Origin of the sequence: Enterobacter sp. V87_3 (assembly GCF_029967835.1) — a bacterium.
GTDB lineage: Bacteria > Pseudomonadota > Gammaproteobacteria > Enterobacterales > Enterobacteriaceae > Enterobacter > Enterobacter cancerogenus.
Window position 1 is genome coordinate 156,764 of record NZ_JASCAM010000029.1, and the last position, 21,453, is coordinate 178,216.

The following is a 21,453-nucleotide window of genomic DNA, read 5'->3' on the forward strand; positions in this document are numbered from 1 at the left end:
ACCCGCATTTAATATAGACACATAGCTTGCTAAGTAATCATAAAAATAAACAAGACGATTTTCTCTCTTTTCTTTTTTTTGCCTATCAGGATCTCTTTTTTAGGTTTCGGTTTCTTCCGTAACCTCATTTTATTTTAACTTTAATCTTATGCGGGTATAACAATGTTAAGTATTTACGGTAAAAAATTACGTCCACAACAGGAAATGGAAGCCATTATTTCTGCAACCTCAGGTTATGAAGAAAAAACCTTAAAGAAATGGCAAAAAATTTCCACAGCCGATTCAGGCAAAATCCATATCATCGTCAGCGGTGATGTGGAATTCCGCCGAGAATCTGACGAGCTGTGCATGTTCTCACTGCAGGGGCAGTGCATCTTCGGCCTCTCGTCCATTTACTACAACTCCTCCCATATGTACGGCCTGGTGCGGTCCAACACGGTGGTACGCTCCATCGACAAAGAAGAGTTCATGTCGTTAATGACCGACAAAAACCTGTGGCCACAGCTGACGAAAGTGCTCTCCTGGTACATCTGCATGCTCAGCAAGCGTGACGATGTTCTCGTTGCCCGCAGCGCCTATTCGGTTGTACGTGAATTCCTGTTAGAAATTAATGAGCTGATTGTTCATCATCAACGCGATATTAACGTTTATGATTATATTCAGGAATACACCAACCTGGCCCGCAGTACCATCATTAAAATTCTCTCCGACCTGAAAAAAGGTCAATATATCGTGGTGGAAAAAGGACGTCTCCTGAATCTCACTACGCTGCCAGAAAAATATTAATCACTCCAGCCGATCTCCTTTTTGACTTAAAGGAGACGGCGCTTTTTCCTGATGAGTATCGTTAATATGTGATATATCCTGCGTTTCATCAATCGGTGGCGCGGGCGTTTTTCCTTGAGAATAATCTTGCTGTTGTTCTTTTAATGCCTTCATAAACAACGTCTTCAGGGACGATGAATCGTCATCGGACTCTGCGTTCGCCGCGTCATGTTCTTCCGTTCCGGGAAGGGTATCCCGCGAGGTATCGTGCTCGGGTTCTGCAACGCCGTCCGGCGCCTGCTGCCAGTCTGCATCGTCACTGTTAATCGGCACATCCTGCATCGCGGGAACATCCTCATGCACCGGGATCGGCTTAGGCTGCGGATGCGGGAACGGCTTGCTGACATATATATAATGCATATCAGACAAGGTGGCTTCCGGCTTCACCGTGTTGACCTTCGTTGTGACCGGCGCAGGGTGGCGCAGGTTCCAGTAAACGTGCGCGTACAGTCCTGCGCCAATCAGGACGCACAGCCCCAGCAGCCATAAGAAGGTGGTGCCGAAGATTTTTTTCAGGCCGGGGAAGCGATACGAAAACCAGACCGCTTCCCCGGTCTCGTAGCTGCGCTGGGCAGCGAGACATATCGTAGACATTATGATTTCTTCTCTTGCGTGGTCGCATCCGATCCCGACTGCGATGCCTGGATCAGCACGCTAGGGGTAGTATTGGTTTCACGCATCAACTGCATCAGCGTATCTTCGCCGGGGATGCCATCGACATGGAGATCCATTTTTTGCTGGAACTCACGGGTGCGTTTCATCATTTCAGCGGTCCAGCTCTGCGCGTGGGTTTCAGGCTCCGCAAGCGCCTGGCTCAGCTGCTGATCGAGCCATTCCAGATCTTTACCGCTGCTGGCAGCGCTAATTTCGTCTTTGCCCTGCGGCGTCAGACGATGCAGCTGGGTGTAGTTCCCCGTTGCGTGCTGGCTATACCAATTGCGGGTCACCTGCCAGGTCCGACCGTTCATTAAGAGATCCAGGGTGTTATCCCCGACGCGGGCGACAACGGCATAGTTAAGGTGGCCGCCGGTGTGCATTTCGCTGACCCACGGATACCCCTCTTTTGCCAGTTCGCTCAGCGGCGCGTTGCCCTGGCGACACATCAAATTAACCTTCGGTGCGTTCTGGCACAGCGCATCGTCGGCGGAAGCTTCATACCCCCACATCTGATAAAGCTGATGCATGGCATCCGGCTGGTTAACCACTTCGTGGTCGATAACCGGCACAACCGGCGCCGTTTTATGCGGCGTCTGCTGTTTCCAGCTCACCGGGACGGGCAGCTGCACCGGCAATTTTGCGGTAATCGCCGAGGTCATATACCAGCCGCAGGCGGCAAACAGCACCGACGCAAATAAACCGACGGTCGCCAGGCGCGTCCCGTGTTTTTTGGCCGGTAAAATTTCGCTGGTGGCCAGACGTAAATGACGTGGACCCACCGCCGACGCACGCTCTGTCCAGGCGGCAAGCAGGGCGAGATGGGCCAGGGCGTTGAATTTGCTGATGCTGCCTTTGGTCAGCGTATGCATTTTGCGCACGCGGGCCGGGGCGAGCGGTGACGTTTCACCGCCGTTGTCTTCGCACTGGGCCTGAACATAGCTCAGGGTTTCGCGGCAGGTCATGGATCGCAGGGTGTGGTGGGTGTGGACATACTCCTGAAGGCCGGAGTGCTGCATCAGCACCGCTTCCTGCTCGGCTGACCCCATCAGCACAATCGACAAGCGAAACTCCAGCTCCTGTGCGCGGGTCAACAACATGCCCAGGACCTCACGGCAGTTATCCTTCATGGCTTCCATGTGAGAGACGATCACCACTTTGCCGGCAGGTTTGCGTGAAGAGGCGGAGTCCTGCCACTGGCGGATCACGGCGTCGATGGCCTGAATGCGGGTTTTACTCTCTTTCGTACCCGGACTGAGCTTGTACAGCAGGCTACTGGCGCTCAGTTTAGGGAAAGCGTTAATCGCAAGGACCGTCTGGCTGTGAGATTTCAGCGCATCGCTGAATTCGCCGAGCAGGGGGGCATCGTTGCAAAAGAGTCCCGTAATACCCGCCTGCTGGGTTTTTTCCTTCAACAGATTAAAGATGTCCTGATGATAAGGCACAAAAAAATCACCCGAGGCGCGAGTGACTTTTTTAAACGGCGGCTTCTGGAAATTAAAATGACTCTGATACATACGACTTACCGTCTCTTCACATGAATAGCAACAGCGCAGAAAAGTACGTTAAGCCCGTCGGGTGGTCAATTTGCCATCAGGGTAAAAATAACCTGTTGTGACCCTCTAACATCCCGTTTTTTCTCGGTCAATATTTTTCTTCATCAAAGTTAATGGCGAAGCAGGTGGTCGCTTCGCGAGCAGATAATTACTATTTATGTCACATATTGGCGCAGCACGATGCTGCTTATTATCGCTTTGCTAAAGGCCAGATGAATAATGAGGTTCTCATTTCTTCCCCGGTTGATGATGCCCTGTATTATGTTTTTGACCCTGATTTTTTGCGGTCAGCAGGGATACGTCATCTTTAAAGATTATAAAAGAGTGTCAAACAAACTGGCGAACGCGAATGTAAAACCGCAAAAAAAACGTCAGGATGAAAAAGCGTTTGCGCTTTTCACTGCCGCCGTCCGTCAGCAAAGTTTGCCCGCTGCGGCAAAAGCCCCACTGGCTGCTGAAATCGAAGGTATTGTCAGCAGCGACGAGGCGTGGCTGTCGTTTGCCGTGATTAAAACGCCTGCGGGCCAGAAAAGCTACCGGGAGGGGGAAAACCTCACTGGATTTGACGATGCGTATATCGAAGAAATTAACCGCGATAACGTGGTGGTCAACTACGCAGGCACCGAGCAGGTGCTGGCGCTCAAAAAACCAGACTACTTTAAGGGCGGCGTCGACAGCGGCCCGGTAACCAAATCGACAAAAGATCCGGGCGCGGAAAATCTGCATCTGGATGATTATCTGGTACTAAAACCGTTAATCGAAAAGGGCGAACTGGAGGGATACAACATCAATCCACGCAATGCCTCTGCCTTTTATAGCCACTCCGGCCTGCAAAAAGGCGATGTGGCGGTGAAAGTCAATTCTGTCGATATGACCAAACAAGCTGAAGCAAAAAACATTATTGCCAGCTGGTCAAAAATGAAAGAAGCGGAGGTCGTTGTGAAACGTCACGCTCACCTTGAAAATATTCGGGTTAATGTTCTAAACAATTAACAAGTGTACAGACATGAAGAAATTTCCATGGGCGTGCGTGGCGCTGACCGCATTGTCGTTATATTCCGGTTCGCTGTTTGCAGCTAACTTTAGCGCAAGTTTTAAAAATACCGATATCCGTGAATTTATCGATACGGTCGGTCGTAATCTTAATAAAACGATTCTGGTCGATCCTTCCGTTCAGGGAACGGTCTCGGTCAGAACCTATAACGTGCTGTCGGAAGATGAATATTATCAGTTCTTCCTGAGCGTGCTGGACCTGTACGGCCTGTCGGTGATCCCGATGGACAACGGGATGGTGAAAGTGGTGCGCTCAAGCGTAGCACGTACCGCTGGCGTACCGCTGGCGGACAGCAAAAACCCCGGCAAGGGCGATGAGATCATCACCCGCGTCGTGCGGATGGAAAACGTGCCGGTGCGTGAACTGGCCCCGCTGCTGCGCCAGCTTAACGACGCCTCGGGCATCGGTAACGTGGTGCATTTCGAGCCGTCTAACGTGCTGCTGTTAACCGGTAAAGCCTCGGTGGTGAACCGCCTGGTGGACCTGGTGCAGCGCGTTGACAGAGACGGCGTGCAGCGCCGTGAGATTGTGCCCCTGCGCTACGCCTCTGCCAAAGAGCTGTCGGAAATGTTGAATAACCTCAACAACGAAGAGCAAAAAGGGCAGAACGCGCCGCAGCTGGCGACCAAAGTCGTGGCCGACGACGAAACCAACAGCCTGGTGATCAGCGGTTCGGAAGATGCACGTTCGCGCACCCGTACCCTGATCGGCCAGCTGGATCGCGAGCAGAACAACGAGGGTAACACCCGCGTGTTCTACCTGAAATATGCTAACGCCGCCAAGGTGGTTCCGGTGTTGACCGGCATCGGCGAGCAGCTGAAAGACAAACCGGGCGCGCCGAAAAGCAAAACCGCCACGGCCTCAAGCGATCTGAACATTACCGCCGACGAGTCCACCAACTCACTGGTGATCACCGCCCAGCCTAACGTGATGAACTCGCTGGAAAAAGTGATCGACAAGCTCGATATCCGTCGTCCGCAGGTGCTGGTGGAAGCCATCATTGCGGAAGTGCAGGACGGTAACGGCATGGATCTGGGCGTGCAGTGGACCGGCAAGCACGGTGGCGTTCAGTTCGGCGCAACGGGCCTGCCTATCAGCCAGGTGAAAAACGGCACCATGAAAGGCACCGCGTTCACCGGCCTGGCGACCGGCTTCTTCAACGGCGACTTCGGTGCGCTGGTGACCGCGCTCTCCACCGGGTCGAAGAACGATATTCTCTCTACGCCGAGCGTCGTGACGCTGGATAACAAAGAAGCGTCGTTCAACGTGGGTCAGGATGTGCCGGTACTGTCCGGTTCCCAGACCACCAGCGGCGACAACGTCTTTAACTCCGTGGAGCGTAAGACGGTGGGTACCAAGCTGAAGATTGTGCCGCAGATCAACGACGGCGACATGATCCACCTGAAGATTGAGCAGGAAGTGTCCAGCGTGGACGCCAGCGCCACCGAAGATGCGAGCCTCGGCCCGACCTTTAACACCCGTACCATCAATAACGAAGTGATGGTACACAGCGGCCAGACCGTGGTGCTGGGCGGCCTGATGGAGAACGTCACCAAAGAGACCGTCTCCAAGGTGCCATTGCTGGGGGATATCCCGCTGGTGGGCCAGCTGTTCCGCTACACCTCCGAGGATACCTCGAAGCGTAACCTGATGGTGTTTATCCATACCACGGTGCTGCGCGACGACGATAACTACAGCGCCGCGTCGAAGGAGAAATATGACCAGATCCGCGCGCGTCAGCAGCAGCGTCTGGAAGAGCAGAAGCTTGGGATCGTGACGAACGCCAACAACCCGGTGATGCCCGCATATCCGAGCGAGCCGTCAGTGAGCGCTGCGCCGGTGAAAGCCAGCGCAACCACGACGCGTAATCCGTTTAAACAATAAGGCGGAGGCGCAACGTGGACGAACTGAGCAAAACCCTGTGCAGCAGTAGCTACGCAAAAGACAACGGCGTGCTGATTTATAACGATGACGTCTATGTCCGTGACGATGCGCCTGCGTTTGCGCTGCTTGAGATGCGTCGGGTGCTGGGGCGGTCCTTTGTTCCCGTCACCCTGACGCCGGACGCGTTCGAGGAGCTGCTGGCGAAAATCTGGCAGCAGAGCAGCGGCGTGTCGCAGCAGCTGGTTGACGATATGGATGCCGACATCGACTTAATGGCGTTAACCGAGGAGATCCCCGACAACGAGGATCTGCTGGATAACGACGAAAACTCGCCGGTGATCCGCCTGATCAACGCCATTCTCGGTGAAGCGGTGAAAGAGGGGGCCTCGGATATTCATATCGAAACCTTCGAGCGCACCCTGAGCATCCGTTTTCGCGTCGACGGCGTGCTGCGCCCGGTGCTGCAACCGGCGCGCAAGCTCGCGCCGCTGCTGGTGTCGCGTATTAAAGTCATGTCCAAACTGGATATTGCAGAAAAACGCCTGCCGCAGGATGGCCGTATTTCGCTGCGCATTGGCCGCAAGGCCATCGACGTGCGTGTCTCGACCATTCCGTCACAGTACGGCGAACGCGTGGTCATGCGTTTGCTGGATAAAAGCAACCTGAAGCCGGATATCAACAAGCTCGGGCTGATTGATGAGGAGCTGGAAAAGTTAAAAGGGCTGATCGACCGCCCGCACGGCATTATCCTGGTCACCGGGCCGACAGGCTCCGGTAAAAGTACCACGCTGTACGCCATTCTGTCGGCGCTGAACGGCCATGAACGCAACATCCTGACCGTTGAAGACCCGATTGAATATGAGCTGGAAGGGGTGGGACAGACGCAGGTTAACCCGCGCGTGGACATGACCTTTGCCCGCGGGCTGCGCGCCATTTTGCGCCAGGACCCGGACGTGGTGATGATCGGGGAAATCCGTGACGGTGAAACCGCGCAAATCGCGGTGCAGGCGTCGCTGACCGGTCACCTGGTCATGTCTACGCTGCACACCAACAGCGCCGCGGGCGCGATTACGCGTCTGCGCGACATGGGGCTGGAGTCGTTTTTAATTGGATCATCGTTGCTCGGTGTCATTGCCCAGCGTCTGGTGCGTCGGCTGTGTACCCACTGTCGCACCACCAGTCCGCTGGATGACAATGAAAAGGCGCTGTTCAGCTTTATGCCCACGCCACCGAAGGCGATTTATCGTGCGGTTGGCTGCGAACATTGCCGCCAGAGCGGCTATCAGGGGCGCGCGGGTATCCACGAGTTCCTGGTTGTTGATACGCCGATGCGCCGCGCCATTCACGAAGATAAAGACGAAATGTCCATCGAAACGCAGCTCTTTAAGCAGGCCTACAGCCTGCGTGAAAACGGGCTGCTGAAGGTGATTAGCGGCGTGACCTCCCTTGAAGAGGTGATGCGCGTTACCGCCGAACGCGGGGGAGACGTCTGATGGCCTTCTACGCATGGACGGCTACGGACGCGGCGGGCAAAAGCCAGCGCGGCACGCTGCAGGCGGAAGGGCAAAAGCAGGTTCGCCAGTGGCTACGTGAGCAAAAGCTGATGCCGGTGAGCATCAGCGAAACGCGCGAAGCGGCGGTGGCCGGAAAAGCCAAAACCGGGACGAAGCTCTCCACGCCGGTGCTGTCGATGTTCACCCGTCAGCTTTCGACGCTGGTCAACGCGGCGCTGCCGCTGGAGAGCGCGTTAAAAGCGATTTCCAAACAGACGGAAGACAAAAAGCTGGCGGCGATGGTGGTGGAGATCCGCGAGAAGGTGGTGGAAGGGCATACGCTGTTTGACGCATTCAGCCAGTTCCCGCGCACCTTCGACAAGCTTTACTGCACCCTGGTGATGGCCGGTGAAAAAACCGGTCACCTGGGCGACGTGCTGGAAAAGCTGGCCGAGTACAACGAGCAGCGTCAGAAGATGAAAAGCAAGCTGACGCAGGCGATGGTCTACCCGATCACCCTGACGGTGGTCGCCATCGCGGTGATCAGCATTCTGCTGGTGGCGGTGGTGCCGCAGGTGATCGAACAGTTCACCCACATGAAGCAGCAGCTGCCGATCACCACCCGCACGCTGATTGCAGTGAGCGATTTTTTGCAGGCTTACGGTATTTATATCGCGGGCGGCATCGGCGGGGGGATTGTCGGCTTCAAAGCCTGGGTCAGAAACGTCAAAAACCGTTTTCGCTGGCACAGCTGGCTGGTTAACGGTTCGCCGATTAAAAAGCTGGTCTGCGCCATTAACAGCGCGCGCTATATCCGCACGCTGAGCATCCTGCAGGCCAGTAGCGTCCCGCTGCTGGAAGGGATGTACATCGCGATGGACGGGATTGAAAACCTCTATGCCCGGCAGGTGCTGGAGCAGGCGGCGGATACCGTACGCCAGGGGGCCTCGCTGTATGCCGCGCTGGAACAGGCGAAGCTCTTTCCGCCGACCATGCTGTATATGATCGCCTCCGGTGAGGAGAGCGGCGAATTAGGCAATTTGATGGACCGCGCGGCGGAAAACCAGGAGTCGGCGCTGCAGCATCGAATTACGTTAACACTGTCGGTATTTGAACCGGCGCTGGTGGTCAGTATGGCGACAATTGTTTTATTCATTGTGCTGTCAATATTACAACCGCTTCTGCAACTTAATAACATGGTAGGGTAAATAATGGCTATAAAACGTAAAAACCTGGCTCGCCAGGCGGGCTTCACATTGCTCGAATTAATGGTGGTAATTGTTATTCTCGGCGTGCTGGCGAGTATGGTGGTACCGAACTTAATGGGCAATAAAGAGAAAGCTGACTCGCAAAAAGCGACCAGCGATATTGTCGCGCTCGAAGGCTCTCTGGATATGTATAAGCTGGATAACCACCGTTATCCGACCACCGAACAGGGCCTGCAGGCGCTGGTCACCAAACCTGAAATCGCGCCAATTCCGAACGGCTACCGCGCTGACGGCTATATTCGCCGCCTGCCGCAGGACCCGTGGGGCAGCGACTATCTGATGGTCAGCCCGGGCGAACATGGCGCGGTTGACGTATTTTCCGCAGGCCCTGACGGTGAAGCCAATACCGCAGATGATATTACTAACTGGTCTCTCGATAAAAAAGAGAAATAATGAATAAGCAACGCGGGTTTACGCTGCTGGAAATTATTCTGGCGCTGGTGATATTTGCCAGTTGCGCCATGATGGTGGTGTCGACAATACCTTCACGTAGCGGTGCGGATATATTTGGCCAGCAGTTAAAAGCCCTCGTTGATTATGGTTCTGACCGTGCGGTGATGGATGGAAATATCGTTGGGTTAGTGATTACCGCGGATAAATACCAGCTGGTGACGCTTGACGTTAAAAGCGCAGAACAGCGCTGGGTGCCGTTAACCGCAGGGCGTATTACGACCAAAGGTGATTTCCCCGAAGAGATGCACGTTTCTCTGTCGCCGCAGCGGCTGGCCGCCACGATCGATGCCGATCCGCAGATTGTGTTTTTACCTGACGGCGAGATTGGCCGCTTCACGCTGTCGCTGCAAAGTTATGACAAGCAGCACCGCTTCCGCGTGGTGTCGCAGGGTGCCGCTCCGGTATCGGTAGAGAACGATGACTAAAGGCAAGAGAACGCAAAAGGGGATGACCCTGCTGGAGGTGATGGTCGCGCTGGTCATCTTCTCTACCGCCGCGCTGGCGCTGATGAACTCGGTGTCGCTTAACGTGCGTTTCACCCAGGGGCTGGGCGAAACGCTGCAGGCCAGCTGGGTGGCGGAAAACCAGTTAGCGGAAGCGCAGCTCACGCGATCAGATTTCCCCGACGCCGAACAGCAGGGAACCGAGACCATGGGCGGGCGCAGCTGGAACTGGCGCAAGCAGCGTATCAAGAAGGCCGATGGCGTGTGGGCCAATGAGATCCGCGTCTATGCCGAAGGCGACGAAAGCCAGCCGGCCATCACGCTGCAGATTATTCCGCCGGGAGAGATCAAGTGAACAACACGCGACGCCAGCGCGGTTTTACCCTGCTGGAGATCATGATTGCCCTGACCATCTTTGCGGTGATCAGCACGCTGGCCTGGCAAATTCTCGACGGTGCCATGCGGACCAGCTCCGCGACCGATGCCAGTGCAGCAAAGCTTAACCAGCTCCAGCGTGCCTGGAGCCTGATGGAGCGCGACTTCTTTCAGCTTCAGGCGCGCGCGCCGCGCAACGAGCCGGATCTGTTTCGCCAGGATGACAACGGCCTGGAGATGACCACGCTCAACGGCGTGAGCGGCACGGTTCAGCTGGAACGCGTGCGCTGGCGGCTGGAGGAGGGGCGGCTGTATCGCGATGTCTGGCCCGCGATTGACGGCCCGGCGGACGTCAAGCCGGAAGCGGTGCCGATCGTCAACGAGGTGAAATCCCTGGAGTGGCGCTTCTACCGCAACGGCTGGCTGAAAAGCTGGACGGATGCAGGCCATCAGCCTGATGGCGTGGAGGCGACGCTGACAATGGAGAATGGCGATACCTGGCGCTGGGTGTTTACTACCCCGGGGGATCTGCCTGCGCCACAAGTCGCGCCAAAAGAGGGCGGCGAAACGCCTGCTCCGTCTGGTGACAAGGCTCCTGCAAACGGCGCAACGCCGCCGGTCGCGCCACAGCCTGTGCCCGGGAGCAAACCATGAATCGCATCGCTAAACAGAAAGGGGTCGCGCTGCTGGTGGTGCTGATCCTGCTGGTGATGATGTCGGCGCTCGCCGCCAAAATCAGCCAGCAGTTCTGCCGCAACCTGCAGAAAACCCATTATCAGGTGGGCCAGCAGCAGATCCGCTGGGCCATTCAGGCGCAGGAAAAAGAGATAAAAGACCGTTTGCAGACCGATGCGAGCGGCGAAAGTAAAGCGCTGGCACCCGACGGTGACTGGCATCAGCCGCTGGAAACCCAGGGTGAAGACTACACCGTGGTGGGCCAGGTCGAGGACGCGCAGGACTGCTTTAACGTCAATACCCTGCTGGCGGCGGAGAAAACCCCCGCCGCGACGGATGCGGCCGCCGTGCCGGAAAAACCGCGCAGAGAGAAGAGCCTTGAGCAACTCCTCACCGAAAGCGGCTTAAGCCAGGCGAACGCCGAAGAGGTGTATCAGCAGCTGGTGGATTATCTCGACGGTGACGCGACCACGGTGAAAGAGGGCGCGGAGAGCGACGCCTGGGCCGGGGTGATACCCGCCCGGCAACCGGCAAACCAGATGATGCGCACCATTGCTGAAATAAAGCAGCTTCCGGCGTTTCCTGCCGCCGCGTGGCCAAAGGTCAGCAAACTGCTCTGTGCGCTGCCGGATACGGCCACCAAAGTGGACATCAACACCCTTGATCCGGCGCGGGCTGCGGTAGTCGCGGCGCTCTTCCCCGGGAAATTAACCGAAGAAGAGGCCCGGCATTTGATTGAGGCCCGTCCGGAAGAGGGATGGGAAAGTATGGAAACGTTCAGCAAAGCGCTGGAACAGAATTTTCCGCAGCTAAAAGATGATTTGCCCCAGGTGGCTGAACTGATAGCCATTAATAGCCGATATTTCCGCGTCAACTATACCGGCAACACTGACGAGCTAACGCTTCGCGTGGTGAGCCAGCTTCAGGTCAATAACGAAGCCGGTGAGATCGTGACGTGGCAACGTCGTTACCGAATGATTGAATAACCAAAGTCGAACTCTATGAAACAGGTGCTTTTTATTCGTCCCGACAGCCGCAAGGACGGGAAAATATGGTGGTGCGGATCCGGTAGTCAGGAGGTGGGTACTCTGGACAGCCTGGAGGCGCTTGCCACCCTGGCGGATCATCCTCTGGCGGCGCGCGTCTGCCTGCTGCTGCCTGCCAGTGACATGATCTTCCGCCACTTTACGCTGCCAAAGAAGATGGCCTCGCAGGCGACGGCGTTCTCCTGGATGGCGGAAGAGACGCTGATTGGTGACGTGGATAATCTCCACTGGACGGTGCTGCACAAAAAAGGGCGCGAAGTGGATGCGGTGGCGATAGACGCCACGCGTCTGCGTCACTGGCTGACCCGCTGCCGCGACGCCGGGCTTCAGGTGATCCAGGCGCTGCCGGATGCCTGGCTGCTGCCCGTTTCAGCGGGCGGCAGTACGCTGGTTTCGCTGGACGATAACTACTGGCTGCGGCTCGGCGACCATACCGCAACGGAGGTGGATGCCACCCTCGTTTCGCTGCTGATGCAAAAAGCGGGCGAGGGGGAGATCTGCTGTTACGGCGACGCCCCTGCCGGCGTTGACGCAGACACGCTGCCCTGGGTGCACCCGCTGGTGCTGATCCAGCCCCAGTGGGAGAAATGCCGCATCACGCTTCTGCACGGCGAGTTCAGCGACGCAGCCGCCAGTGCGAAGGTGGAAAAAAGCATCAGAAGAGCGATGGTGGTGATGGGCATTCTGTCGCTCGGCCTGCTGTTAGGCCCGCGGGTGGGGATGGCATGGATGCTGGTGCAGCAGGAAAACCGCGTGCAGCAGGAGATTGTGGAGGTTTATCAGCACCACTTCCCGAGCATGCGCCAGCAAACCAACATCAAGTACCACTTTGGTCAGAATCTTAAGAAGCAGCGCAAAGGATTCTTCCTGCAGCTCGACGAGCTGGCGCAGATTAAGCAGTCAGTCCCGGCGATGGAAATTGACCTGCTGGAATATGACAGCAATCAGGATGCATTAACGCTGAGCGTCAGCGCGCAAAACCAGCCAGCGTTACAGGAATTTATTAATCAGGCGAATACGAAATTTGATTTTACCTTACAGCCTATTTCGAAGGACGCGCCTTACACCGCCATGATAACAGGGAAATATAAATGAAAGAGCGAATTGCGCAGCTGAAATCACGTTATCAAAACTATTCAGCACGCGAAAAAACATTATTTAAGGCCGGAGCGATAACCCTGTTCTGCGCCGTGGTTTATTACGCAGGAGTTACCCCGTTGGATAATATTATTCAAAATAGCCGATCAACGCTGGCGCGCCAGCAGGAAACGCTGAACTGGATGCGCACTGAAATTGATAAAAACCATCTTCAGGTGCAGCAGATCAAAACCAATAATCCCCGCAGCGTAATTGAAAGCAGCGCGCATGAGATTGATCTCTCCCTGACGGAGCTGCATCAGGATGGGCAGTCGCTGGCGTTTGTGGTGCCCCGGGTGAACGTGTATGAGCTAAAAAACTGGCTGCGGGAAATCAACCAGACCTCCGGCGTCCGGCTGGAAAAGATGACGCTGAAACCTGTCGATCATCTTAGCGACGTGCGGGCAGAGATTCAGCTTACCTGGAAAAAGAACGCATGATGACGCTCCTGCCAATCCGGGAGGTTTACCCGATTGGGTTTGCGGCGATGAGTACCGCGTTAGGCGCGATAGTCGGGAGTTTCCTCGGCGTGGTGGCCGAGCGCGTCCCGGCGATGGTGCTGGAGGAGGACGGGAGCGGCAATTTGCTTTTTCCCGCCTCGCACTGCCCGGACTGTCAGCACGCCCTGGCGGCCTGGGAAAACATTCCGCTGGTAAGCTGGCTTCTGCTGCGCGGACGATGCAGCCAGTGTCGACGCCCCATCCCGCTGCGCCTCTTTTTGATTGAACTGATTACCGCACTCTTTTTCGGCACCACCGCCTGGGCCGTTCCTGGCCTTCAGGACCTGTTTTCACTCTGGCTGATGGCGGTGTTTTTGCTGCCGTTAGCGATGATCGACTGGCGCTATCAGCTGTTGCCAGACTGCCTGACGCAGCCGCTGCTGTGGGCCGGATTGCTGGTCCATGCCTGCGGAACGGGCCTGCCGCTGCGTGATGCGCTCTTTGGCGCCGTGGCGGGGTATCTGTCGCTGTGGCTGCTGTACTGGGCGTTTCGTCTGACGACCGGCCGGGAAGGGCTGGGATACGGTGACTTTAAGCTGCTGGCGGCGCTGGGTACCTGGTGCGGCTGGCAGGCACTGCCAACAATTGAATTACTGGCCGCGCTCAGCGGTATTATTGGGTATCTCGTATTTGCTGCGCAGAATAAAAATACCCAAACAATTGCTTTCGGACCTTATTTAGCGTTTGCCGGCATTGCCGTTATGGCAGGACAAATTTTCTCTGTCACTTTCTAAAAAAACGGTCAAGTTTTTTTTAAATCTTTTTCGATAAGCAAACAGAAGGAATCTGTTTTGCCTTATGTGTATCGTAAAGAACATAAGCTACACGGAATTGCGGCTTGTGTTTTTTTATGGAGGAATACAGCACATTATTATTGTTTTTGGTAACGGGTCGTTTAGTTGTAAATAAAGTATGCCATGTTTTAAGGAAGACATGGTGAATTACGTTCACGAATGAATTTATCAGGAAATAAAAATGAAATTTTTGAAGCCTAAATATCTGGCGCTCTTTGTTGCTGCCGCAACAAGCTCAGTATTTGCAGCTGCTCCGGGCACACCGTCTCTTACCAGCGGCAACGACAAATTTGCGCTGGTTGAAGTCGACCAGGCCGCACAGGACTACAACAGCCTGCTTAAAGTCCACAAAGACGGCGTAGACGTGAAAGTTGAGTGGAACGTCTGGAGCGGCGATGCGCCTACCTCCGCGAAAGTTCTGCTGGACGGCAAAACCGTCTGGACCGGTGCAGGCAGCACCGCAGGCTCTGCGACCTTTAAAGTGAAAAAAGGCGGCCGTTATCAGGAGCAGGTTGAACTCTGTAACGACAGCGGTTGCACCAAAAGCGCCAGCAAGTTGATCATCGTTGCGGATACCGACGGTGCCCACCTGCTGCCGCTTACCACGACGCTGCAGGAAAACAACAAAGCCTTCGCCACCCACACTAACAAAGTGGTTGCCGCCTACTTCCCTGAGTGGGGCGTGTACGATCGCGGTTTCCCGGTTGATAAAATCCCGGTGGATAACCTGAACCACATCATTTACGGCTTCATCCCAATGTGTGGCGACAACATCAACGCCAGCGCAGCCTCCTCCGGCGCACTGGAATCCCTGAAGCGCGCGTGTGCTGGCCGTCAGGACTACACCGTGGCGATCCACGATCCGTGGGCTGCGCTGCAGATGCCACAGAAAGGCGTGACCAACTGGGACGACCCGTACAAAGGGACCTACGGTCAGATGATGGCGCTGAAAAAAGCGCATCCGGGCCTGAAAATTCTGCCATCCATCGGTGGCTGGACGCTTTCTGACCCGTTCTATCAGCTGCACGACAAAGTGCTGCGTGACCGCTTCGTTGGCTCCGTTAAAGAATTCCTCCAGACCTGGAAATTCTACGACGGCGTGGATATCGACTGGGAATTCCCTGGCGGCGGCGGTGAGAACGCCACCCTCGGCAACCCACAGGTTGATAAAGAGACCTACACCCTGCTGATGCACGATCTGCGTCAGATGCTGAACGGCCTCTCCGCTGAAACCGGTCGTCAGTACGAGCTGACTTCTGCTATCGGCTCCGGCTGGGACAAAATTGAAGACGTAGACTACAAAGCTGCTCAGCAGTACATGGACTACATCTTCCTGATGAGCTACGACTTCTACGGCGCGTGGAGCAACACCGACCTGGGCCACCAGACGGCGCTGTATGCACCGTCCTACAAGCCTGACACAGCGTACACCACCGACAACGCAGTTAAAGCGATGCTGGCGCAGGGCGTACAGCCAGGCAAGATCGTGGTGGGTGCGGCAATGTATGGCCGTGGCTGGACGGGCGTTCACGGTTACACCGGCGATAATCCGTTCACCGGTACCGCAACCGGCGCAATCAAAGGCACCTGGGAAAACGGCATCGTTGACTACCGCAACATCGTGAACGACATGAAAGGCAAGCCAGGCTGGGAGTACAAATACGATGCTACCGCTGAAGCGCCATACCTGTTCAACAAGTCTACCGGCGAGCTGGTGACGTACGATGACGCGCGTTCCGTTAACGCTAAAGGTAAGTATGTCCTGAACAAAGATCTCGGCGGCCTGTTCGCATGGTCCATCGAATCTGACAACGGCGACATCCTGAACGCCATGAACGAAAGCCTGCTGGGCAGCTCTTCCGGTTCCGATGAACCTGTGGTGACCAACCATGCGCCAGTGGCTTCTGCGTCTGACGTGACCGTGACCGGCCCGGCAACCGTGAATCTGGACGGCTCAGCCTCTACCGATCCGGACGGCGATGCGCTGACCTACAAATGGACGCAGATTTCTGGTTCTACGGTCACGCTGACCAACAGCACCAGCAAGAAAGCGACCTTCAACGTCCCTGCGGTGACCAGCAACCAGTCCATGGCCTTCCGCCTGACGGTGAAAGATCCGCAAGGCCTGACCAGCACTGCTGACGTTCAGGTTGTGAACAAAGCGCCTAAAGCGAACCAGGCTCCGGTGATCAACCAGATGGAAAACGTGACCCTGGAAGCGGGCCAGTCTCTGTCCCTGCACGCTCAGGCTGCGGATCCGGACGGCGATGCACTGACCTACTCCTGGAGCATTCCGGCTGATATGAACGCGACCGGTACCGACACCGCGAACGCCACCATCACCGCGCCAGAAGTGAGCTCTGAATCGTCTTACACCCTGAGCGTTGTCGTTTCTGACGGCAAAACCAGCGTGCAGTCAAACGTCCAGGTAACCGTAACGCCTAAAGCCGCTCCGGCTCCGGCGGATGAAGACACCACCCCGTCTGACGAAGGCACCACGCCAGCTGACGAAGGGACGACCCCATCTGATGAAGGTACTACGCCAGCAGATGAAGGGACGACCCCGGCAGACGAAGGTTCCGCAACCGGCAGCTGTGATGCACCTGTTGATGCTAATGCCAGCAAACATGCAGCATGGAGCGCAAGCACCGTGTACAACGGCGGCGATACCGTCAGTTCTGACAACCTGGTCTGGAAAGCGAAGTACTGGACTCAGGGCGACAAACCTGGCTTCGGTTCAGAAGCCTGGGAACTGGTCAGCAACGTGAAGTTCAACTGGCGTGCGGAAGTCGTTTATAACGGCGGCGAAACCACTACCTACCAGGGTTCTGTATACCGTGCGAAATGGTGGACGCAGGGCGACAAGCCTGGCAACAGCGATGTATGGGTGAAAGAAGGCGCAGCAGCAGACTGCAAATAATCTTCTGAACCTTAAGTTGCGGGCGTGACGTTCGCCCGCAATGACTGGCTGTTCCCGCGTTGGGTGCAGCCAGTTCTTTAAAGTCAGCAGGAACGCGCAAGGAGAAGAGAGTACATATCAAGCGAGTGAAATAATGAAACGCCTAATATTGTTGTTGATGATTTTTAGCCAAAGTGTATTTGCGAACTGCTGGGATACCGCTGCACATCATTATCACGTCGATCCCTATTTATTATACGCCATCGCAAAAGTTGAATCGGGAATGAATCCCTACGCCGTCGGCAAAAATCATGACGGAACCCGCGATGTGGGGTTGATGCAAATAAACAGCTCGCACTTTAGTGAACTTGAACGCCGCGGTATAGATGAGCGACGCCTGATGGCTGAGCCTTGTACCTCGATTATGGTCGGCGCATCCATTTTGTCCGGCATGATCAAAGTGTACGGATATAACTGGGAAGCCGTTGGAGCCTATAACGCCGGGCTTAAAAAAGAGAACTATCCGCAGCGCATGATCTATGCCCATAAAGTGTGGCGTAAATATCAGCAGATTAAAGCGAGCCGATATTATCAGGATTGATTTTTATTTTTTGAAGCGTGCCGTCAGGCGCGTTTCAAAAAGTGAAAAAGACCGCATCTCCAGGTTTATTTATTAAAGGACTAATACATAAGCCGGAAATGTAATTCTCATTGTTGCTGAAAATAAACAGGACTATTTAAGATGACCAAAAGGACATTACTGAGCGTACTGGTTGCTGGGGCATGTATTGCTCCATTCATGGCTCAGGCAACGATGCTGCAGGAAACCAGCAGCGAGCCATACACCATCAAAGCCAGCGACCTGGCAAAAAAAGAGCAGGAACTGACCAACTTTCCCCTGATGCAGTCGGTGAAAGCGACCATCCGCACCCTGGATAACAGCCTGGTGGAGCAGATTGAACCGGGTAAAGCCACTAACCCTGCTAACGTGAAGCGCGTTGAAAGCATTCTCAAAGAGAGCGACTGGGAATACCTGTTCCCACTGCGCGCCAAAGAGTATAGCTACAGCAACTTCCTGAAGGCCGTGGGTAAATTCCCGGCGCTGTGCGATACCTACAATGATGGCCGCGACAGCGACGCCATCTGCCGAAAAGAGCTGGCGACCATGTTTGCTCACTTCGCGCAGGAAACCGGCGGTCACGAAAGCTGGCGTCCGGAAGCCGAATGGCGTCAGGCGCTGGTCTACGTGCGTGAGATGGGCTGGAGCGAAGGGCAGAAGGGCGGCTATAACGGCGAATGTAACCCGGACGTCTGGCAGGGTCAGACCTGGCCGTGCGGTAAAGACAAAGACGGCGACTTCGTGAGCTATTTTGGCCGCGGCGCTAAGCAGCTGTCTTACAACTACAACTACGGTCCGTTCTCCGAATCCATGTTCGGCACCGTGCGTACCCTGCTCGACAAACCTGAGCTGGTGGCGGACACCTGGCTGAACCTGGCGAGTGCGATCTTCTTCTTCGCCTATCCACAGCCGCCAAAACCAAGCATGCTGCAGGTTATCGACGGAACATGGCAGCCGAACGATCACGATAAAGCGAACGGCCTGGTGCCGGGCTTCGGCGTGACCACGCAGATCATCAACGGCGGCGTTGAGTGCGGCGGCCCGACTGAGATTGCCCAGTCGCAGAACCGTATCAAATACTACAAAGAGTTCGCCAACTACCTGAAAGTGCCGGTCCCGGAAAACGAAGTACTGGGCTGCGCTAACATGAAACAGTTCGATGAAGGCGGCTCCGGCGCGCTGAAAATCTACTGGGAGCAGGACTGGGGGTGGAGCCCGGATACGCCAAGCGGCTCAACCTACGCGTGCCAGCTGGTGGGCTACCAGACGCCGTTCAGCGCCTTTAAAACGGGCGACTACACCAAGTGTGTGCAGAAGTTCTATAAAGTTAACATCGTTAACGACGACGGCACCCCGGCTGATGGCAACGTAACGCCGACCCCAGCACCAACGCCGACGCCATCTGAAGATGTGACGCCTGCTCCAGTGCCGTCTGAAGACGTGACGCCAGCGCCATCCGACGATACCACGCCATCTGAAGACACCACCCCGGCGGTTGTCAATCACGCGCCTGTCGCGCAGATTGCTGGCCCAATCGGTGCGGTAGAAGCCGGTGCGCAGGTTTCCCTGAGCGCGGAAGGGTCCACCGATGAAGACGGTAACAAACTGACCTACACCTGGCGCTCCCAGGATGGCCAGACCGTGACCGGTGACGACAAAGCAGTCGTAACCTTTACTGCGCCAGAAGCGGCGACGGCGAAGCAGTATGAAGTTAGCCTGACCGTGAGCGACGGTGAGCTGAGCAGCACCACGTCTTACCTGCTGAACGTGAAAGCGAAAGCGGCGACGCCATCTGATGAAGGCACGTCCGGTTCTTACCCAGGCTGGAGCGCGAACGATAAGTACAAGGAAGGGGATATCGTGAACAACCACGGTAAACTGTTCCAGTGCAAACCGTTCCCGTACAGCGGCTGGTGTAACAACTCTCCGACGTACTATGAACCAGGTGCAGGCCTGGCATGGTCCGACGCCTGGACGGCTTTGTAATCACAAACGGCAACCTTCGGGTTGCCGTTTTTAATTTTACGCTGTGACTCTTTCGTTCCACGAATCCTTGTACAGTATATTTCCGTCGGTGTATTTCCATTCAATTGATTCATAACGGATCTCAATTTCTTCCATATGTTTACCTGCGATCCCTAATGGAAATAAAACGGGAGAAATCTTTGTGATTTTTACATTCTCCAGGGTTATATTGAAGTATTCCACCTCTATACCTGCGTCATTAATTCTGTACATTTTGACTATCGCCTCTTTAAAGATTCTACCCTGGCATAAACCCCGGAATAAAATTGGTGTGAGGCGATCAATTTCTTTTTCAAATGTAACAGGAACATGAAGTCGTGTTCCAGTAAGTTTCCCTGTATTATGATCGGCAGGAATCCATACGGAGTGATTGAATGATTTAAGCTCAGTGGAACCCAATCGTGTCGGCATTAAGCATTCACCAATTAAAGGTGAATTATTTTCATCGGTAAGCCAGATATGTGCTGGTATAGACATTTATTTTTTTCTCTCATAAAAAAATGAAAAATAGAGGACAACTACGACAATTAATCCAACTACTCTCATGGCGACTACAGGATCATCTATAAACTTAACAGGTATAAATGATAATAAAATGATAAGAACTACCGTTAAAAGTGCTTTCAATTGCTGCTTGAAATCTTCAATAATTAGCCTGCAAATTTCTTTTATAAATCTTTTCATTTTCCAGCCATTTTTCTAAAAATATCTATTATATCGTCATTTGATGCTGTGCTTATATTTAGATAACCTGTTCTCAAAACTATTGGTTCTATTAAGAAGTACATCATTTCCAGATTTTCAACATATAAAGCATTATAAAATTGCGGGAGAAAATATTTTAAGTTATTCGCACTTTCAGAGGCTTTCTGAACAAACCCGTATGTACTCAGTACAAAAAGCCCTGTGCCTGTTCTTCCCGCGATTTTTTTCATAAGCGCACTTTGTATAGCCGCATTCATTGTGTTGCCATAACAAATATATTTAACAACAGAATAGATTAGTGCTAGTCTGGAAGTTTGCATTACTGAATAGTGCGTTGTGATTGGAACCAATTTCTTATATATATAATTTACTTCACTTTCGTCTTTATTTTTAAGTGTTAATAAAACATATATTTTTATCATTCTAAATATAATATCTCTATGGGTGACAAGTTCATATGCACCCAGTAAAAAACGCCTATCCTCAAGGTAAAGCCGATTACAAACATCTGTATAATTATCTGTAAAGCAGGATGTGTAATAAAGCAGTCTTGTTGCTCCATCACCAAGATTATTTAGGTAATCGATAAAACCCTCTTTTACTCCGGACATTGCTTTATCTAATCTGATAGCCAAATCTTTGTCTGACCCAATTTTATTTATAATATCGTCACTATAATACATACTGCGCTCCTGGAATTTAATAAGATTATCATCTTATAAGGAATGCTATAATCATAGTGATCTTGCTCCCACTTATAAAAAAGAAAATTAGAAAGGCCGCCTATTTATAATTGTTATAAATAGGCGGTTCCAGTTAAATTCGCCAAATAAATATTTCGATGATTTAATTGTTATTCATTATTTCTTTTAACTTACTTTCCCTATTTCAAAAGGGCTTCAAGCTTTTCTTCATTGTAATCATATCTGTCATAATGCACGCTCGAAGCATCATTCATTGCATGATTCTGTTATCTGTCACGAATTTCTTTTGTTATTTTATTTTGACATCCTTTCCTTGTGGGAGAGGGTGAGGGAATCAGGCCGCA

21 protein-coding genes are annotated in these 21,453 nt (G+C 53.8%); 16 read left to right on the forward strand and 5 right to left on the reverse strand.

The features are described 5' to 3' along the window. The first annotated feature begins 162 nt into the window (after nt 1-162). Nucleotides 163-786 carry a helix-turn-helix domain-containing protein gene (locus tag QLG21_RS18250; protein ID WP_137848979.1) on the forward strand — a complete coding sequence of 208 codons (624 nt, stop codon included), beginning with the start codon at nt 163-165 and terminating at the stop codon, nt 784-786. On the opposite strand, the gene QLG21_RS18255 is transcribed toward QLG21_RS18250, so the two are convergent. Further along, nucleotides 787-1,419 carry a hypothetical protein gene (locus QLG21_RS18255; RefSeq protein ID WP_282484927.1) on the reverse strand — a complete coding sequence of 211 codons (633 nt, stop codon included), beginning with the start codon at nt 1,417-1,419 and terminating at the stop codon, nt 787-789. It lies immediately after the preceding gene. Then, the gene (locus QLG21_RS18260) at nt 1,419-2,996 is read right to left on the reverse strand and encodes a peptidoglycan-binding domain-containing protein (RefSeq protein WP_282484928.1); all 1,578 of its coding nucleotides are present in this window, start codon (nt 2,994-2,996) and stop codon (nt 1,419-1,421) included. Before QLG21_RS18260 ends, QLG21_RS18255 begins: the two co-directional genes overlap by 1 nt. A 300-nt stretch (nt 2,997-3,296) precedes the next feature. Here QLG21_RS18260 and gspC point away from each other — a divergent pair, with 300 nt between their 5' ends. The 15 genes from gspC to QLG21_RS18335 all read left to right on the forward strand — a co-directional run bounded on the left by gspC (nt 3,297) and on the right by QLG21_RS18335 (nt 19,661). After that, the gene (gene gspC, locus QLG21_RS18265) at nt 3,297-4,028 is read left to right on the forward strand and encodes a type II secretion system protein GspC (RefSeq protein WP_282484929.1); all 732 of its coding nucleotides are present in this window, start codon (nt 3,297-3,299) and stop codon (nt 4,026-4,028) included. 13 nt (nt 4,029-4,041) lie between these two features. Continuing rightward, the gene (gene gspD, locus QLG21_RS18270) at nt 4,042-5,973 is read left to right on the forward strand and encodes a type II secretion system secretin GspD (RefSeq protein ID WP_006174339.1); all 1,932 of its coding nucleotides are present in this window, start codon (nt 4,042-4,044) and stop codon (nt 5,971-5,973) included. A gap of 14 nt (nt 5,974-5,987) precedes the next feature. After that, nucleotides 5,988-7,466 carry a type II secretion system ATPase GspE gene (gene gspE, locus QLG21_RS18275; protein WP_282484930.1) on the forward strand — a complete coding sequence of 493 codons (1,479 nt, stop codon included), beginning with the start codon at nt 5,988-5,990 and terminating at the stop codon, nt 7,464-7,466. Continuing rightward, nucleotides 7,466-8,674: a type II secretion system inner membrane protein GspF gene (gspF, locus tag QLG21_RS18280; RefSeq protein WP_006174341.1), complete on the forward strand. Its 1,209-nt coding sequence runs from the start codon at nt 7,466-7,468 to the stop codon at nt 8,672-8,674. The genes gspE and gspF overlap by 1 nt, the downstream gene beginning before the upstream one ends. A gap of 3 nt (nt 8,675-8,677) precedes the next feature. Then, entirely contained in the window at nt 8,678-9,127 is a 450-nt protein-coding gene (gene gspG, locus QLG21_RS18285; RefSeq protein WP_282484931.1) for a type II secretion system major pseudopilin GspG, read from the forward strand. Then, the gene (gene gspH / locus QLG21_RS18290) at nt 9,127-9,612 is read left to right on the forward strand and encodes a type II secretion system minor pseudopilin GspH (RefSeq protein ID WP_006174343.1); all 486 of its coding nucleotides are present in this window, start codon (nt 9,127-9,129) and stop codon (nt 9,610-9,612) included. Before gspG ends, gspH begins: the two co-directional genes overlap by 1 nt. After that, nucleotides 9,605-9,985, forward strand: coding sequence for a type II secretion system minor pseudopilin GspI (gene gspI / locus QLG21_RS18295; RefSeq protein WP_006174344.1), 381 nt, complete (start codon nt 9,605-9,607; stop codon nt 9,983-9,985). The genes gspH and gspI overlap by 8 nt, the downstream gene beginning before the upstream one ends. After that, nucleotides 9,982-10,659, forward strand: coding sequence for a type II secretion system minor pseudopilin GspJ (gene gspJ / locus QLG21_RS18300; protein WP_282484932.1), 678 nt, complete (start codon nt 9,982-9,984; stop codon nt 10,657-10,659). The genes gspI and gspJ overlap by 4 nt, the downstream gene beginning before the upstream one ends. Next, on the forward strand, nt 10,656-11,666 hold the full coding sequence (gspK, locus tag QLG21_RS18305) for a type II secretion system minor pseudopilin GspK (protein WP_282484933.1): 1,011 nt from the start codon (nt 10,656-10,658) through the stop codon (nt 11,664-11,666). Before gspJ ends, gspK begins: the two co-directional genes overlap by 4 nt. Nucleotides 11,667-11,681: 15 nt before the next feature. Continuing rightward, nucleotides 11,682-12,821 carry a type II secretion system protein GspL gene (gene gspL, locus QLG21_RS18310; RefSeq protein WP_282484934.1) on the forward strand — a complete coding sequence of 380 codons (1,140 nt, stop codon included), beginning with the start codon at nt 11,682-11,684 and terminating at the stop codon, nt 12,819-12,821. Beyond that, a complete protein-coding gene (locus QLG21_RS18315) occupies nt 12,818-13,303 on the forward strand; it encodes a type II secretion system protein M (protein WP_006174356.1) in 486 nt (161 codons plus the stop codon). Before gspL ends, QLG21_RS18315 begins: the two co-directional genes overlap by 4 nt. Next, the gene (locus QLG21_RS18320; RefSeq protein WP_282484935.1) at nt 13,300-14,097 is read left to right on the forward strand and encodes an A24 family peptidase; all 798 of its coding nucleotides are present in this window, start codon (nt 13,300-13,302) and stop codon (nt 14,095-14,097) included. Before QLG21_RS18315 ends, QLG21_RS18320 begins: the two co-directional genes overlap by 4 nt. A gap of 241 nt (nt 14,098-14,338) precedes the next feature. Further along, nucleotides 14,339-17,077 (forward strand): glycosyl hydrolase family 18 protein, encoded by a 2,739-nt coding sequence (locus tag QLG21_RS18325; RefSeq protein ID WP_282484936.1) that lies wholly within the window; start codon nt 14,339-14,341, stop codon nt 17,075-17,077. 133 nt (nt 17,078-17,210) lie between these two features. Then, nucleotides 17,211-17,657, forward strand: a complete 447-nt coding sequence (gene iagB, locus QLG21_RS18330; protein WP_042319413.1) for a type III secretion system invasion protein IagB — start codon at nt 17,211-17,213, stop codon at nt 17,655-17,657. A gap of 141 nt (nt 17,658-17,798) precedes the next feature. After that, nucleotides 17,799-19,661, forward strand: coding sequence for a glycoside hydrolase family 19 protein (locus QLG21_RS18335; protein WP_282484937.1), 1,863 nt, complete (start codon nt 17,799-17,801; stop codon nt 19,659-19,661). A gap of 36 nt (nt 19,662-19,697) precedes the next feature. Here QLG21_RS18335 and tssD read toward each other — a convergent pair whose 3' ends face one another. The 3 genes from tssD to QLG21_RS18350 are packed head-to-tail and all read right to left on the reverse strand — an operon-like array spanning nt 19,698 to nt 21,088. Continuing rightward, nucleotides 19,698-20,177, reverse strand: coding sequence for a type VI secretion system tube protein TssD (gene tssD / locus QLG21_RS18340; protein WP_282484938.1), 480 nt, complete (start codon nt 20,175-20,177; stop codon nt 19,698-19,700). Beyond that, complete coding sequence (locus tag QLG21_RS18345) at nt 20,178-20,384, reverse strand: hypothetical protein (RefSeq protein ID WP_058610341.1); 207 nt, start codon at nt 20,382-20,384, stop codon at nt 20,178-20,180. It abuts the gene before it with no gap. Next, nucleotides 20,381-21,088 carry a hypothetical protein gene (locus QLG21_RS18350; protein ID WP_282484939.1) on the reverse strand — a complete coding sequence of 236 codons (708 nt, stop codon included), beginning with the start codon at nt 21,086-21,088 and terminating at the stop codon, nt 20,381-20,383. The genes QLG21_RS18345 and QLG21_RS18350 overlap by 4 nt, the downstream gene beginning before the upstream one ends. Nucleotides 21,089-21,453 lie beyond the last annotated feature (365 nt).

What these genes read in the sequence shown, in the direction of transcription:
- QLG21_RS18250 (WP_137848979.1), top strand. Translation starts at nt 163, where the DNA reads ATGTTAAGTATTTACGGTAAAAAATTACGTCCACAACAGGAAATGGAA.
- QLG21_RS18255 (WP_282484927.1), bottom strand. Translation starts at nt 1,419, where the DNA reads ATGTCTACGATATGTCTCGCTGCCCAGCGCAGCTACGAGACCGGGGAA.
- QLG21_RS18260 (WP_282484928.1), bottom strand. Translation starts at nt 2,996, where the DNA reads ATGTATCAGAGTCATTTTAATTTCCAGAAGCCGCCGTTTAAAAAAGTC.
- gspC (WP_282484929.1), top strand. Translation starts at nt 3,297, where the DNA reads ATGTTTTTGACCCTGATTTTTTGCGGTCAGCAGGGATACGTCATCTTT.
- gspD (WP_006174339.1), top strand. Translation starts at nt 4,042, where the DNA reads ATGAAGAAATTTCCATGGGCGTGCGTGGCGCTGACCGCATTGTCGTTA.
- gspF (WP_006174341.1), top strand. Translation starts at nt 7,466, where the DNA reads ATGGCCTTCTACGCATGGACGGCTACGGACGCGGCGGGCAAAAGCCAG.
- gspG (WP_282484931.1), top strand. Translation starts at nt 8,678, where the DNA reads ATGGCTATAAAACGTAAAAACCTGGCTCGCCAGGCGGGCTTCACATTG.
- gspH (WP_006174343.1), top strand. Translation starts at nt 9,127, where the DNA reads ATGAATAAGCAACGCGGGTTTACGCTGCTGGAAATTATTCTGGCGCTG.
- gspI (WP_006174344.1), top strand. Translation starts at nt 9,605, where the DNA reads ATGACTAAAGGCAAGAGAACGCAAAAGGGGATGACCCTGCTGGAGGTG.
- gspK (WP_282484933.1), top strand. Translation starts at nt 10,656, where the DNA reads ATGAATCGCATCGCTAAACAGAAAGGGGTCGCGCTGCTGGTGGTGCTG.
- gspL (WP_282484934.1), top strand. Translation starts at nt 11,682, where the DNA reads ATGAAACAGGTGCTTTTTATTCGTCCCGACAGCCGCAAGGACGGGAAA.
- QLG21_RS18315 (WP_006174356.1), top strand. Translation starts at nt 12,818, where the DNA reads ATGAAAGAGCGAATTGCGCAGCTGAAATCACGTTATCAAAACTATTCA.
- QLG21_RS18320 (WP_282484935.1), top strand. Translation starts at nt 13,300, where the DNA reads ATGATGACGCTCCTGCCAATCCGGGAGGTTTACCCGATTGGGTTTGCG.
- QLG21_RS18325 (WP_282484936.1), top strand. Translation starts at nt 14,339, where the DNA reads ATGAAATTTTTGAAGCCTAAATATCTGGCGCTCTTTGTTGCTGCCGCA.
- iagB (WP_042319413.1), top strand. Translation starts at nt 17,211, where the DNA reads ATGAAACGCCTAATATTGTTGTTGATGATTTTTAGCCAAAGTGTATTT.
- QLG21_RS18335 (WP_282484937.1), top strand. Translation starts at nt 17,799, where the DNA reads ATGACCAAAAGGACATTACTGAGCGTACTGGTTGCTGGGGCATGTATT.
- tssD (WP_282484938.1), bottom strand. Translation starts at nt 20,177, where the DNA reads ATGTCTATACCAGCACATATCTGGCTTACCGATGAAAATAATTCACCT.
- QLG21_RS18345 (WP_058610341.1), bottom strand. Translation starts at nt 20,384, where the DNA reads ATGAAAAGATTTATAAAAGAAATTTGCAGGCTAATTATTGAAGATTTC.
- QLG21_RS18350 (WP_282484939.1), bottom strand. Translation starts at nt 21,088, where the DNA reads ATGTATTATAGTGACGATATTATAAATAAAATTGGGTCAGACAAAGAT.